The organism is Burkholderia sp. YHN3-13 (genome assembly GCF_055810675.1).
Genome location: NZ_JBVVNQ010000003.1, coordinates 100,165 through 113,578, shown reverse-complemented (window position 1 = coordinate 113,578; position 13,414 = coordinate 100,165). Strand labels below are relative to the sequence as shown.

The following is a 13,414-nucleotide window of genomic DNA, read 5'->3' as shown; positions in this document are numbered from 1 at the left end:
ACCAACGTTTCGGCCCACGGCCGTCAGGCGAGCGCCTTTCCCTGGTTTTCGTAGACGAAATCGACGATCTGCCCCATCGCCTTGAAGTCGCCGCTGCGGAAATTCGCGGGCAGCGGCGGCAACGCATAGCGCGCGGTAATGCGCTGGATGATCTCGGTCTGCTTGACCGAGTCGATACCGAGTTCGGCTTCGAGCTCGATCGATTCGGAGAACACCTCGGCCGGATATTCCATCGCCTGCGCGTAGATATCGACGAGCTCCGAGAACAGCCGCTCGCGCGGCACGTGCGCGGGCCGCGCCGCGGCAACCGCCGCGGGCGCCCCCTCACTCGGCGGCGCCGGAACCGGCGCCAGCGCCGCTCCACCCACTGCCGCGAGGCGCGGCGCGGGCGCGAGAATCGGGTCCGGCTGCGGCGCGAGTGGCGTCGCCGTCGGTGCGGTGCCTGCCGGCACCGTGCCCGCCGCGTCGAACGCGTGACGCAGTTCGCCCTTGAGCCAGTCGACGATGTGCGGTCCGCGCGCTTGCCAGAACGCGTCGAAGCCGGAGCCGGCGTTGCCGATGCGAATATCGTCCTTCATGATGCTGTCCTCCTGGAAATAACGGGTGATCGTCGTGACGACGCTCGATTCCTCTGCCACGCTCGTCGGGCCGCCGAACGTCCTGACCGCGCCCGGCCCCGCGATGCGCACGACGATGCGCGCCAGCGCATTGAGCGCGCCGCACTCGACGTAGCGGGCGATGCCGTCCGCGCGCGCGGCGCGAATCGCGTCCGCGAAGCGCACCGGCATCACGAAATGCGACGCGAGCCGCATGCCGGGATCGTCGGCGCCGCTATAGCGGCGGCCGAGGATCGGCGAATACACCGGAATCGCGAGTGCGCCGGGTCGATAGGCGGCAAGCCGCGCGGCGAACTGCGCGCGCGCGCCGGCCAGGTCGGGGTGATGAAAGCCATACGGAGACCGGAGCGTCTGTGCGGTCACGCCGCGCGCCGCGCAGGCCGCGACGAAACCTTCCAGCGCGTCGCGCGGGCCGGACACGACGGTCTGCGACGCGTGGTTCTCGACCGCGATGCAGACGTTGCGCACCCCGTGCGTGATCGCGCTCGCGTCGATCAGCGCGAGTGTCGCGTCGGCGCCGGCCGAAATCGCGGCCATCATGCCGTCGGCCGGCGCCGCGGCCTGCAACGACGCAATCCGGTCGCACACGATGCGCGCGCCCTGCTCGATCGAATAGACGCCGCCGCACACCAGCGCCGCGATTTCGCCGAAGCTGTGTCCGATCAGCAGGTCGGGGACGACGCCGCGTTCGCGCAGCACGCCGAACATCCCGACCGATGCGCCGAAGATCCCGATCTGCAACAAGTCGGGCGCCTCGCGCAGCCACGTATCGAGCCCCGCATCGTCGCGCCACAGCGCGCCGGTCAGCGGCTGGCCGAGCCGCTCGCTCGCGACCGCGTCGATCGCGTCGAGCGTCTGCCGCACGCCGCGGTGTTCTCGCCCGAGTTGCCGCAACGCGCCCGCATAGAACGCCCCTTGTCCCGGGAACAGGAACGCGCAGCCGCGCGCTTGCGCGTCGCCCACGTTCGGCCCGGTACCGTTCAACTCGCGTCGTTCCATAATCCCAACCTCCCAAGGCTCTCGGCCAGCTTCAGTCTCGCGGTCCGCCACCTCGACACCGCGAGCACGCGCTGCCGGCGCGCATCCGCGAGCGCCGACTGCGCATTCAGCAGTTCCGTGAACGTGCCGACCCCGGCCTTGTAGCGGCCGCGGGCGATGTCGAGCGAATGCAGCGCGGTGTCGAGCAGATGCTGCGAGTTGTCGAGGTTCGTCGTGTCGGTTTGCAAGCTCTGGTAGCTCTTCCACACGTCGAGCGACACCTTGAGTTCGGTACTGCGCACATCGGCTTCCTGCGCATCGGCCTGCGCCTTCGCCTGCGCGATGCGATACCCGGATGCGAATCCCTCGAACAGCGGAATCGAAACCTGGATGCCGATCGAGTTGCTGTGACTGCTCTGCAACTGGAACAGCGACGGCTGCTGCTGGTACGACGGGTTGTTGCGCGAGAGGCTGCCCATCAGCGAAATCGTCGGCAGCGACTGGGCGCGCACCGCGCGGATCTGGTCGCGCGCCGCTTCGAGCCGCTCGCGGGCGGCGATCAGTTTCGGGTGATCGCGCTTCGCTTCGGCGATCAGGTTCGCGACGCCGCGCGTGAAATCGTCGCGATCGGGCGACGGTTCCGCGTCGGCGATCCGCAGCGGCGTGTCGGCGTCCGCGCCGAGCGTCGTCGCGAGCGTGCCGATCGCGTTCTGCAGGTCGCCCTCCGCGCTCACACGGTCGAGCAGCGCCTTGCGATAGGTCGTCTGCGCCTGCAACGCGTCGCCGAGCGTGCCGGCGCCGCCGTCATGCCGCGCGCTTGCTTCGGCCAGGCTCTCCTGCGCCGCATGTTCGACCGCCTGGGCGGCCTCGAGCGCCGCCTGCGCATCGCGCAGCGCATAAAACGCCTGCGCCGCGTCGAAGAAGACGCTCTGCAACGCGTCGTCGTGCGCCGCGTTGGCCGCGCGCAGCAACGCACGCGCACGGTCGAGGTTCGCGCCGCGCTTGCCGAAATCGAACAGCACCCAGCTCAGGTTGAGCATGCCGTAACGGCTGGTGCTGCGCTGATCGCCGGAGAATCCGCCCGTATAGGTCGTGTTCACGTTGTCGCGCTGGATCCCGGCCGTCGCGTTCAGCGTCGGCAGGTACGCGGCCTTCGACACGCCGACCTCGGCCGTCGCCGCGCGTGCATCCGCCCACGTGCGGCTCAGTTGCGGATGGGAGCAGATCGCGAGCAGGATCGCGTCCTCCAGCGCGAGCGGCCGGTCGTCGAGGCGCCGTGCGCCGCACGCGGTGGCCGATGCCATCGACCCGGCCTGCGTCGCCGCGACGTCGTCGCGCGTGCGATAGACGTCGAGCATCTGCGCGCTCGCGGGCAGCGCGGCGGCCAGCGCAACGGCGGTCAGCACGACGGCGAATGATCGCTTCATCATCTAGCGCCCCGCCACCGGCTCTACCGGCCCGGCATCGTGCGGTGCCGGCCGGGACGCGGCCGGCACGCCGGCATGCGACTTCGCCGCGACCGCCGCGCGCATCGCCGCGGTCGACTGATCGAGCACGACCTTCCCGCCTTGCAGCATGATGACGCGCTGCGCGGACGCGATCGTCTCCGGCCGGTGCGCGACGATGAGCCGCGTCATCGCGAGCTGCGTGACGGCCGCATTGACCTGCATCTCGCGCTGAATGTCGAGATGGCTTGTCGCTTCGTCGAGCACCAGGATGCGCGGCCGCTTGTACAGCGCGCGCGCCAGCAGCACGCGCTGCTTCTGGCCGCCGGACAGCACGGTGCCCATGTCGCCGACGAGCGTGTTGTAGCCCATCGGCATCGCCGCGATGTCGTCGTGCACGGCCGCGATGCGCGCGCACTCGGCGACCCAGTCCGGGTCCGCTTCCGGATCGAAGAAGCTGATGTTCTCCGCGATCGACCCCGCGAACAGCACGTCGTCCTGCAGCACCGTGCCGACCAGCGCGCGCAGCCGCTCGATGCCGAGCCTGGCCACGTCGAGCCCGCCGATGCGCACGGCGCCGCCCGTCGGCTCGTGAATCCCGAGCAGCACGCTGATCAGCGTCGTCTTCCCGCAACCGGACTGCCCGACGATCGCGACCGATTCGCCGGCCGCGATCGTCGCATTGACGCCGTCCAGCACCAGCGGCTCGCCGTCCGCATAGCGGAACGACAGCCCGTCGATCTCGATGCTCGCGTCGAGCGTGTCCGCCTCTCCCGGCACGCTGCGCAGGCTCGCGTCGGGTTCCGCTTCCGCGAACACGATGTCGGCCAGCCGCTCGCCCTGCAACTGCAGCATCTTGACCTCGAAATACTTGTCGATCAGGCTGCCGACCCGGCTGTCGAACTGACTCTTGTATGCGTTGAACGCCATCAGCACGCCGACCGTGAACTGGCCGTCCATCACCATCCGCGCGCCGAGCCAGATGACCAGCACGTTCTCGATGCCGAACAGCAGCCCGTTGAGTTGCTGATAGAAGATCTGTAGCTTCTGCACGTGCAGGCTCGCGTTCACTTGCTCGACCAGCAGCGTGATCCAGCTCGCGCGCCGCTCCGTCTGGCGGTTGAACAGCTTGATCGTCTTCACGCCGCGCACCGTCTCGAGGAAATGGCTCTGCTGCTTGGCCGCGTGCACGATCTGGTCCTCCGTCGCGCGCCGCAACGGGCCGTACCACATCCATCGGACAAGCGCGTACAGCGCCATCGTCGCCAGCGCGACGAAGCCGAGCGTGCGGCTGTAGACGAACATCATCGCCAGCGTGACGAGCGTCATCAGCCCGTCGATCACCGCGCCGAGAAACGACGTGGTCAGCGTCTGCTGGATCGTGTCGATCGAGCCGAAGCGCGACACGACGTCGCCGAGATGGCGGCGTTCGTAATAGCGCACCGGCAGGCTCAGCAGATGCGTGAACACGTTCGCGCGCCACTGGATGTTGAGCGTCACGCCGACATACATCAGCGCCCACGCGCGAATCGCGCCGGTCGCCTGCTGCATCAGCAGCAACAGGCCGAAGCCGAGCGCGAGCACCGTCAGCAGGTCGCGATCGGCGCTGACGATCACTTCGTCGATCACCCATTGCAGGAAGAACGGCTGCACGAGCATGAAGACTTCGAGCGCGATCGCCAGCACCAGGATCTGCGCGAGCGAGCGCGACAACCCCGACACCGGGCCCAGCAGTTCGCGCAGCCTGACCGCCGGCCGCGCCGCGCGCGGCGCGAAGCCGGCGTTCGGCCACAGCTCCAGCGCGACGCCGGTGAACGCGCGCGAGACATCGGCGAGCGATACCTTGCGAATACCGTGCGACGGATCGTGGATCGTCGCGGTCTTGCCGTTCACTTCCTTCAGCACGACGAAGTGGTTGAAATTCCAGTGCAGCAGGCACGGCAGGCGCAACTGGCCGAGCTGCGCCAGGTCGAGCTTCACCGCGCGCGTGCCGAGCGACAGGCGCTGCGCGATCTCGATCACGCGCCCGAGGCCCGCGCCTTTCAGCGAAACGGGAAACTGCGCGCGCAGCGTCGCGAGATCCACGTGATGGCCGTGATAACCTGCCACCATCGCGAGACATGCGATGCCGCATTCGGCCGCTTCGGTCTGCAGGACCATCGGCAGCTTGCGGCCGAGGCCGAACGAGAGTCGATCGAGTAATCGCATGCGTGCGCCCGTCAGAGTTTGCCGGTCAGGCTGTAAAGCGGCTCGAGCACCCATTCGTACAGGCGCCGGCGTTCCTGCAGGATGTCCGCCTGCAACGTCATGCCGGCCTGCAGCGGCTGCTGCGCGCCGTATGCGGTGACGTGCTGGGCGTCGAGCGCGACGATCACACGGTAGAACGTCGCGTCGCGCCCCTCGCCCGGGGTCGCCGCCGGGCCGCCGTCGTTCGCGAGTTCGGCCGCCGACAGCGCCGTGCGCGCGATCGACACGACCGTGGCCCCGTACTGGCCGAATTTCTGATAGGGGAATGCCTGATAGCGGACCAGCACCGGCTCGCCGGCCCGCACGAAGCCGATCGCCGTGCTCGGCACGAACAGGTGCGCCTGCCAGCGCGCGCCGCCCGGCACGACACTCGCGAGCGGCCGCGACGTATCGACCGACTGGCCGACGTCCGCGATCGCGGCCGTGACGATGCCCGCCTCCGGCGCGGTGACGACGATCCGGCGCTTCGCCTCGCTTTCGATCAGGTTCTGGTCGACGTCGATCACGTTGCGGTCGATCTGCGCGAGCTGGTTCTGCTGCTTGAAGCCGAGCCCCGACAGTTCGTTGCTCGCCTCGGTGAGCGACTGAAGCGTCGATGCACGGTCGCGCAGCAACCCGTTCAGCTTCGACTGCTGGTCGAGCAGGTCGGCCTCGCGCTGCTGCGCCTGGTCCTTCGAGATGTAATCCTGCGCGAGCAGGCGGCGATAGCGCGTGGCGCCGTCGGCCGCGATCGACGTGCGCAGCCGCTGGGCCGCGAGTTGGTCGTCGATTTGCGCGAGCGCGCCTTTCAGGTTGGCGATCTTCGCGCGCAGCGTGTCGCGCTCGTCCTGCTGCAGGCTGCGGGTCTTGTCCATTTCCGCGAGCAGGGATGCCTTGCGCTGCCGCGCCTGCGCGATCAACGCGGCCTGCGTCGCACCTTGCGCCGCGCTTTGCAAGTCGGTCGACACCGTGTAGAGCGTCTGCCCGCGCGTCACGCGCTGCCCTTCCTTCACGTCGCGCTCGACGACGATGCCCGGCTGCAATGCATAGACCTTGACCAGGCCCGCATCCGGCATCACTACACCGGAGACCGTCGTGCGCCGCGTATACGTACCGAACGTGAAGAACAGCACCACGCAGGTGGCCATGACCATCGCGGCGACCGTCAGCAGCGTCATGGACAGAGGGTGCACGAGCACGATGTCGCCCAGCACCCGCATGCGCCGAGCCTGTGCCGCTTCAGAACGAAAAAGACCGAACTCCATTTTCACCAACGTGTCGCCCAATATCGGTATCGGCGTCCATTCCGCTTCCACGCGTCGGAACAGGCAAAAGCGATCCGGTATACATGGAAGACCCGTGCATACCGGATCGTCAGTTCCATCATCGGGAGACGCGGCCGCTACCGCGTCGCCTCAATGCAGGCAACTCAGTACTGCGGGCCGCCGAACAGGCCGTCCAGCAGGTTCACCGCGGCGGTCGTGATCGTCTCGCCGATGTTGTATGCCTGCTTGACCGGTGCGGCGAAGATGCCGAACGTCAGCGCATTGCCGATGCTCTCCGCGGTGCTGCCGCCCCATTCGATGATGTTGCCCAACGCCGACGGGATGCCCGGGCCGCTGTAGTAGCCGCCGGAAACTTGTGCGATTTCCTGTTGATTCAGTTCTTGCATTGCATTTCTCCAGTTTCAAATTGCTAGATAATCCATCTAGCGGGGCATCGAACAACGCCGCGATTGCGACGCAGATCAACACGTTAAATAGATTTAAACTTTCGAACGACGCGACATATCGATCAATCCGAATTAAACCCTTGCATCAATCCTGCTCAAACGGCGCATAAAATCCCGGCGGCCGAGATCAATCGGTCGACCTTTCACCGTAATCGGCAACCGGACGGTAATTCATCGGCGCTATGCGAGCACTCCTCGTCCCGTCCGGCATCCGTCTGAAAGACGTCGAGTAACGGACGTACAGGTGCCCCCGCGCATGGATGCTGCGGCACCCGCACGTCATGGAGTACGAAATTTCAACGAGAACGACTGCCCGACCGAGGATCGACCGAGAATAATCGCGCGCTAAATGCCGCTCACCTAATCAACGAAATGTCATTGAATGGCGCGTCGACATCAGATTTCACCTCAGTTTTTTTTACAGCACTGAATCGGACGGGCCAATGATCCGTCACTTTGCCGGCGCTCTTTGTACGATACCGCACCATCGGGCAAACCCGATATTTTGCGGATATTTGCTCTTTTTTATTGATAATTCCGAGCTTGCCTGCTGCGATTGAATGCCCTCAGTTGATTCTGGAAAGCTCGTGTCTCCACGGTCGATCCGTCGCTCCCTTGCAAGCATCGAGCCGTCGGCCGGATAAACCCGGCCACCCGCGCCCGCGGCGGTGCGCCGCCCGCTTCGACGAAGCAGCCACCGGCAGCGGCTATGTTTGGGCCGGTCCCGGCAAGCCTGTCGCCGGCCTCGATATCCGTCACACGATCAGTCCGGCAGCAGCTTGCACGACCGGGATTACCCGCCATCGGGTCACGATCAACACGGCATCAAAATATCTGACGGCCTCACGTTCAAAATTTCGCTACGTAGCGGGCGTCCTCCCAAATCTCAACGTGGATTCAAAGTCTTCTACATCAAAAAACTGAAATATCTCAATCATTATTCATGCTCGCAAATTCAGTACCAAATGAAAACAATCAAAACCGACGTTTAATAAATCAAGTTTCTGCGGCCGCTTTCAATCCGCTCCACTTCGCTCATTCCTCCCGACCCACGTCGAGCCGCGTCCCGCGCCGCGCTGAGCGTCACGAGACGCCTCGCAGTCATCCACCGCCGATGCAATGCCGGCGAGGCCTCCGATGAAGCCGACAAGATCATTTCAAATCCATCACCAAATCATGACTTGATTAACGATAGCGATATGAAAATTTAATCCAACCGGAAATATCTTGTAATTATAAAAACCACCCTCTAGCATGCCTCTGCTGTTCGCGACATGTCTTGTATGGAAGTCTTCACTTGATTCATTCCTCGAACAAACCCATTCATAATCTGGGGAATTACATGAAGAAACTGTCTCGACTGCTGCCCGTCACCGCGATTACCGTCGCGAGTCTCAGCGCTTTTGCCCAGGCCGGCGACCCGTCGGCCGCGGTCGACAAAGCGCTGCAACTGATCCAGCAGAACCCGTCCGCCTTCAGCCTCGCCACCGGCGGCACGGCACGCACGTTGAAGTTCGCGGGGCCGCAGGCGAACGCGCCGGCGGACGGCGATCAGTTCCAGGTACGCGACGTGATCGTCGATCCCGACGGCACCGAGCACGTGCGCTTCGACCGCTTCCACGCGGGCCTGCCCGTGATAGGCGGCGACGTTGTCGTCCATTCGCGCAACGGGCAGTTGAAGCAAGCGAGCCTGACTCAGCCCGCGCCGATCAATCTCGCCGCCACGATCGGCAAGGTCGGAAACCGCGCGGTGGTACGCAACGCACCCGATGTCGGCGCGTCCAGGGCCACGCGCATCGCGGCCGCGCGTTTCAACTCGGACGTACGCCGTGTCGATGACGCGGAACTCGTCGTGTTCGCGCGCGACGTCGCGCCGGCTCTGGCCTACGCGGTGCGCGTATACGGCAAGGCCACCGAAGCGCACGGCGATGCGGTGCTGTACTACGTCGACGCACGCACCGGCACCGTGCTCGACGCGCAAGACCTGATCAAGACCGCCGCCGCGACCGGCACCGGCCGCTCGCTGTACTACGGCAACCTGACGCTCACCACGGACCAGACCGGCACGAACGCGTACCGGATGCTCGATCCGGGCCGCGGCAGCGGATCGGTCTACGACGGCCGTGGGCTGAGCTCGGACGATGTCGAGCAAGCGACCGACCTGCCGATCTTCACGAGCAGCACGAACGTGTGGGGCAACAACACGACGACCGACCGGCAGACGGTCGCCGCGGACATCGACTACGGGCTCGCGTTGACGTGGGACTACTACAAGACCACGCACAACCGCAACGGCATCTTCAACGACGGCCGCGGCGTGAAAAGCTACGCTCACGTGGTCTTCAACACCGGCAGCGGCACGACCGGCGCGAACGCGGCCTGGCTGTCGTCGCACGTGATGGTGTATGGCGACGGCGATCCGGGCACTCGCCTGCCGAAACCGGTCGTTTCAGTCGACGTCGCCGGGCACGAGATGAGTCACGGCGTGACCGAAGCCACCGCCAACCTGAACTATTCGGGTGACGCGGGCGGCCTGAACGAATCGACGTCCGACATTTTCGGCACGCTCGTGAAGTACTACGCGAACAACCCGAACGATCCCGGCAACTACGTGATCGGCGCGCGCGTGGTGAGCGGCGGCCTGCGCAAGATGTACAAGCAGGATCTCGACGGCCGGTCGTTCAGCTGTTACCCGTCCGGCGGCTTCTCGTGGTCGAATCCGCGCCACGATCCGCACTTCACGTCGGGCGTCGGCAACCGCTTCTTCTACCTGCTGTCGGAAGGCCCGTCGGTGCCGTCGACCGACACCGGCCTGTCGAAGGCGCAACTGGTCTGCAACGGCGACACGACCTTCAGCGGCCTCGGCCGCGAGAAGGCCGGCAAGATCTGGTACCGCACGCTGACCGTGTACCTGAACGCCAACTCGAGCTACCCGAACGCGCGACGGGCGTCGATCCAGGCGGCGAACGACCTGTATGGCGCGAACTCGGCCGAAAGCGCAACGGTCGCGCGGGCCTGGAGCGCGGTCGGGGTGAATTGACGGTGCGTGCGTGAACCCGTCGAACGTCGGGCGATCGCGCAGCCGTCCTTCGGTCCTTCGCATCGAAGGCTGGCCGGACGCGGTCACGCGACGTTCACGCGAACGACGGGGACCGTTGCCGGTCAACCGCCTGCGATTCTCGGGCGGTTGATCGGCGGATCATTGCAGAGGCGTCGACGCGGCACCGTGACCGAAGCATCCGCCCAAGCAGACGACACGTTCGTTCAACCCATTGCGCTGCCCCGCCGGCCCGCCGCCCGGCATCGTCCGGGTTCATGCCATGCTGGCGATACGCCGGCAACGCGCTATATTCTCGTCCGAGCAGGACGACGCGCTCGCCTCCGCGGAAGACGCCCGTCCGGCCATCGCCGCATGCTCCGACGTGCTTCCTCACCCAGCGAGAACGAAAAAATGGACCACGCGCAGTACTTCAGCCAAAGCTCGATCCAGGCCGCGAATCTTCGCCTGCACTATCTGTCGCAGTTGCTGCGCGAGCAGACCGGCTCGATCGTCCAGTACGGCATCCTTCGCGGGTTTCCGATCGGCTTCAGTCACTGGGCGGAAGTCGCGGTCGGCGGCTACCTGCTCGGCACCTATGAAATTGCCGTCTGCGCGATCCTCGAGGCGCTCGGGTCACCCGACAAGGTGCTGGTCGATCTCGGGGCCGCCGACGGGATCTTCGGCATCGGCCTGGTCCGGAACAACGTCTTTGCCCGCAGCCTGTGCTTCGAGATGGACGAGCAGCGCCGCCAGGCCATCCAGCACCGCGCCGCGGAGATGGGGCTGGCGGATCGCGTCGCGGTCTACGGCAAGGCCGATCGCGACCTGCCGGCGATCCTGTCGGAGCACGGCGGCGCGCCGGCCGAACGCGTCATCTTGTGCGATATCGAAGGCGCGGAATTCGACCTGTTCGACGACACGCTGCTGGAACAGCTCTCAGGCAGCCACGTGATCATCGAGATCCACGATTTCCTGCTGTCCGACCCGGAGCAGGCCGCCCGCGCATTCGACGAATTGAGCCAGCGCGCGAGCCAGCATTTCCACGTGTACGAGATCCGCGACGGATTGCGGGACATTCGCAATATCCCGCTGCTGCGCCACTGGTCGGACTGGGACGCCTGGCTGATGTGCGTCGAGGCGCGCTACCGGATGATGCGATGGCTCTGGCTCGAACCGAAAAGCCAGCCGCCGCGCGCTACGCAGGACATCGATCGCCTGATCCTCGACTACCAGCGCCGGATCTTCGCCGCCTGACGCATCCGCGCCGGCACGTATCGGCCTACTGCATGCCTGGCAGCCGCGGCATCACGCGTGTCGCACGACGATATCCCACGCGGTATGGCATGCCTGCCCCGGCAACGTGAGCGCGCTCAACACGATGCGGTCGCCCGGTTGCGTCGAGACGCTGATCTTGTACGGCGCCTGCAGCGAGACGCTTTCGCCGTTGCGCGCCACATGCGCCCGGGGCGCCGACGGCTGGCCGCTCAGGTGCGACAGCCCGATGTCCAGCACCGTCCGTTCGCGCGTCACCTCGAATTCGACCGTGTGCGACGCCCATGCATTGAGCGCACTGCCCTGCGGGTGCCGGAACGACGCTCCCGCGGCGAGACGCGGGACATCCGGCAGCACGTCCTCGTGCGCGGCCACGAGCGCCAGCCCGTTGGCGGCGAGGCGTTCGAGCGGAAGCGCGTCGAGGGCGGCCGGCTGTTCCCGCATGCCGGGTTCGGGCGGCAACGCGAACGCCTGGCCGAGCGCGATCGCCTGCTCGGCATCGCGAGACAGATATCGCCAGTGATTGAGGAAGCGCACGTCGCCCGTCATGTGCAGGCCGCGGATCGGCTTGCCCTGATGCTCGAGCAGGATTTGCACGGCATCGAAATCGTGCCGCTCGTGAAGCCCCCATTTCGTGACGAAATTCTGTTCGCAGCCGACCAGGCGAACCTGCCCCAGCCCGCCCCACAGATGCAGGAACGTCGTATCGAGCCCGTGAATCCCGGCGAAGTCCAGGCCGATGCGTCCAGCCTGCTCGCGGACATACTGCGCAAACCGCGCCCACGGCGCTCGGCCGCCCACGACGAGCCCCGCCTGCAACGGATGCCCGACCCGATCGAGTACGTCCTGGACGCATTGACGAACCAGCGTGTCCCGCCGCTCGCCGATGATCGGCGACATCACGAACGCGCAGAAGTGGGCGTCGGGCGCGACGTGCAGCAGATCGTCATCGGTCGCGACGTCGAAGATATCGAATCGCGGCCCCGGGAACCAGATATCGGCGTCGTAGAGCGCGAGCGTCTGCAGTTCCGGATCGGCGTCGAAGACCGCGGCCGCGGAGATGTAGCGATCCCACGAAAGGTCGCCGACGCCTGCCCCGGCATAGACTTCGATACCGTTGTCGCGCAGCCGCTGCTGCTTGTCGGCGGACAAGCCGTAGCCGATGACGCCGATGCGCCCGCGGTAGTCCGTCGCGCGCAGCGAGACGATGAACGGAATGACCATCTCGTACCAGGCTTGCCGGTTGTCGTCGATCGCGAAGGCGACGAGATGGCGGCGGCTGGTCTCGTTGTTATCGGACGTGTTCATGCGTGTGGTGGCGAAAAGGTGGCGCGTATCGAGTCAGTCCGGCTGCAGGTTCTTGCGCGCGAGACCGGTTGCCGGGCAGCAATCGAATATTCGTTATCGTCATACGATATCGCGGCGAATCCATTTCAGCGGCTTCGTATCGACGCATCCGTTCGCTCGACAAGCGATGTCCGATTGTAATGAAGAACGACGGATTCCTGAAGACGCACGCCGGTGCGTCGCACCCGGCCCGATTGCCCGACGATCACGATCGCGCCGGCGCCCGATGCGGGATGAAAATGCCGCGGCGCCGGGCATTTGTTAAATAGCTTGAATGACCGACAACCGGCCGGCAATTTGCCTTACCATCCGGCCGTCATCCTCGCCGATGCCGCCCACGGTCGACCGGCCGCGAGCGCCGGCCGTGGAGTTTTCACTCGGCAGCTCGACCGCGTTGCCGATTTCATTCGAACGCCAGGACCGATCATGTTCCAGTCCCCGGGAGATTCATTCGTCAGCGGCTCGTTGCTCGGCCTGTGCGTCGAGGTGCCGCTCGCCGCGCTGGTTTCGCTCGCCATGCACGGCGTCGACTGGAACGGGCAGCGCATCGCGATGCTCATCGCCACGCCCGTGCTGATCGCATGCATCGCGCTGCTCACCCGCCCGGTGGCGCTGAGCACGATCTGGAAGCACAAGCGCTCGCCGTTCGTGCTCGACGACAATGTTCGCGCGTCGATTTACGGCCGGCTCAGCGGAATCGCGATCGGGCTGGTATTCGGCATCATGGTCGCGACGACGTTCTCCTGATTCCGCCGGG

The 13,414-nt window shown here is 65.8% G+C and carries 9 protein-coding genes; 3 read left to right on the top strand and 6 right to left on the bottom strand.

Translation table 11 applies throughout. The features are described from left to right. Nucleotides 1-23 precede the first annotated feature (23 nt). From AC0KUR_RS08815 to AC0KUR_RS08795, 5 genes are all read right to left on the bottom strand, one after another. Nucleotides 24-1,616, bottom strand: coding sequence for an acyltransferase domain-containing protein (locus tag AC0KUR_RS08815; protein ID WP_080287899.1), 1,593 nt, complete (start codon nt 1,614-1,616; stop codon nt 24-26). Further along, nucleotides 1,598-3,025 (bottom strand): TolC family protein, encoded by a 1,428-nt coding sequence (locus AC0KUR_RS08810; protein WP_059561069.1) that lies wholly within the window; start codon nt 3,023-3,025, stop codon nt 1,598-1,600. Before AC0KUR_RS08810 ends, AC0KUR_RS08815 begins: the two co-directional genes overlap by 19 nt. Then, nucleotides 3,026-5,248 (bottom strand): peptidase domain-containing ABC transporter, encoded by a 2,223-nt coding sequence (locus tag AC0KUR_RS08805; protein WP_124608251.1) that lies wholly within the window; start codon nt 5,246-5,248, stop codon nt 3,026-3,028. An 11-nt stretch (nt 5,249-5,259) separates the two neighbouring features. Continuing rightward, nucleotides 5,260-6,531, bottom strand: a complete 1,272-nt coding sequence (locus AC0KUR_RS08800; protein ID WP_034190059.1) for an HlyD family secretion protein — start codon at nt 6,529-6,531, stop codon at nt 5,260-5,262. A gap of 164 nt (nt 6,532-6,695) precedes the next feature. Further along, nucleotides 6,696-6,938, bottom strand: coding sequence for a hypothetical protein (locus AC0KUR_RS08795; protein ID WP_034190058.1), 243 nt, complete (start codon nt 6,936-6,938; stop codon nt 6,696-6,698). Between the two features lie 1,402 nt (nt 6,939-8,340). Here AC0KUR_RS08795 and AC0KUR_RS08790 point away from each other — a divergent pair. Both AC0KUR_RS08790 and AC0KUR_RS08785 read left to right on the top strand, forming a co-directional pair. Next, nucleotides 8,341-10,038, top strand: a complete 1,698-nt coding sequence (locus AC0KUR_RS08790) for a M4 family metallopeptidase (protein ID WP_473375722.1) — start codon at nt 8,341-8,343, stop codon at nt 10,036-10,038. 186 nt (nt 10,039-10,224) lie between these two features. Then, nucleotides 10,225-11,292, top strand: coding sequence for a hypothetical protein (locus tag AC0KUR_RS08785; protein WP_473375721.1), 1,068 nt, complete (start codon nt 10,225-10,227; stop codon nt 11,290-11,292). 51 nt (nt 11,293-11,343) lie between these two features. Here AC0KUR_RS08785 and AC0KUR_RS08780 read toward each other — a convergent pair whose 3' ends face one another. Then, nucleotides 11,344-12,618, bottom strand: a complete 1,275-nt coding sequence (locus AC0KUR_RS08780; protein ID WP_473375720.1) for a hypothetical protein — start codon at nt 12,616-12,618, stop codon at nt 11,344-11,346. A 465-nt stretch (nt 12,619-13,083) separates the two neighbouring features. On the opposite strand from AC0KUR_RS08780, the gene AC0KUR_RS08775 reads away from it, so the two are divergent. Continuing rightward, nucleotides 13,084-13,404: a hypothetical protein gene (locus AC0KUR_RS08775; protein WP_034190054.1), complete on the top strand. Its 321-nt coding sequence runs from the start codon at nt 13,084-13,086 to the stop codon at nt 13,402-13,404. Nucleotides 13,405-13,414: the final 10 nt, after the last annotated feature.

Coding starts and splice junctions, on each gene's coding strand:
- AC0KUR_RS08780 (WP_473375720.1), bottom strand. CDS start 12,618: ATGAACACGTCCGATAACAACGAGACCAGCCGCCGCCATCTCGTCGCC.
- AC0KUR_RS08790 (WP_473375722.1), top strand. CDS start 8,341: ATGAAGAAACTGTCTCGACTGCTGCCCGTCACCGCGATTACCGTCGCG.
- AC0KUR_RS08800 (WP_034190059.1), bottom strand. CDS start 6,531: ATGGAGTTCGGTCTTTTTCGTTCTGAAGCGGCACAGGCTCGGCGCATG.
- AC0KUR_RS08775 (WP_034190054.1), top strand. CDS start 13,084: ATGTTCCAGTCCCCGGGAGATTCATTCGTCAGCGGCTCGTTGCTCGGC.
- AC0KUR_RS08795 (WP_034190058.1), bottom strand. CDS start 6,938: ATGCAAGAACTGAATCAACAGGAAATCGCACAAGTTTCCGGCGGCTAC.
- AC0KUR_RS08810 (WP_059561069.1), bottom strand. CDS start 3,025: ATGATGAAGCGATCATTCGCCGTCGTGCTGACCGCCGTTGCGCTGGCC.
- AC0KUR_RS08805 (WP_124608251.1), bottom strand. CDS start 5,248: ATGCGATTACTCGATCGACTCTCGTTCGGCCTCGGCCGCAAGCTGCCG.
- AC0KUR_RS08815 (WP_080287899.1), bottom strand. CDS start 1,616: ATGGAACGACGCGAGTTGAACGGTACCGGGCCGAACGTGGGCGACGCG.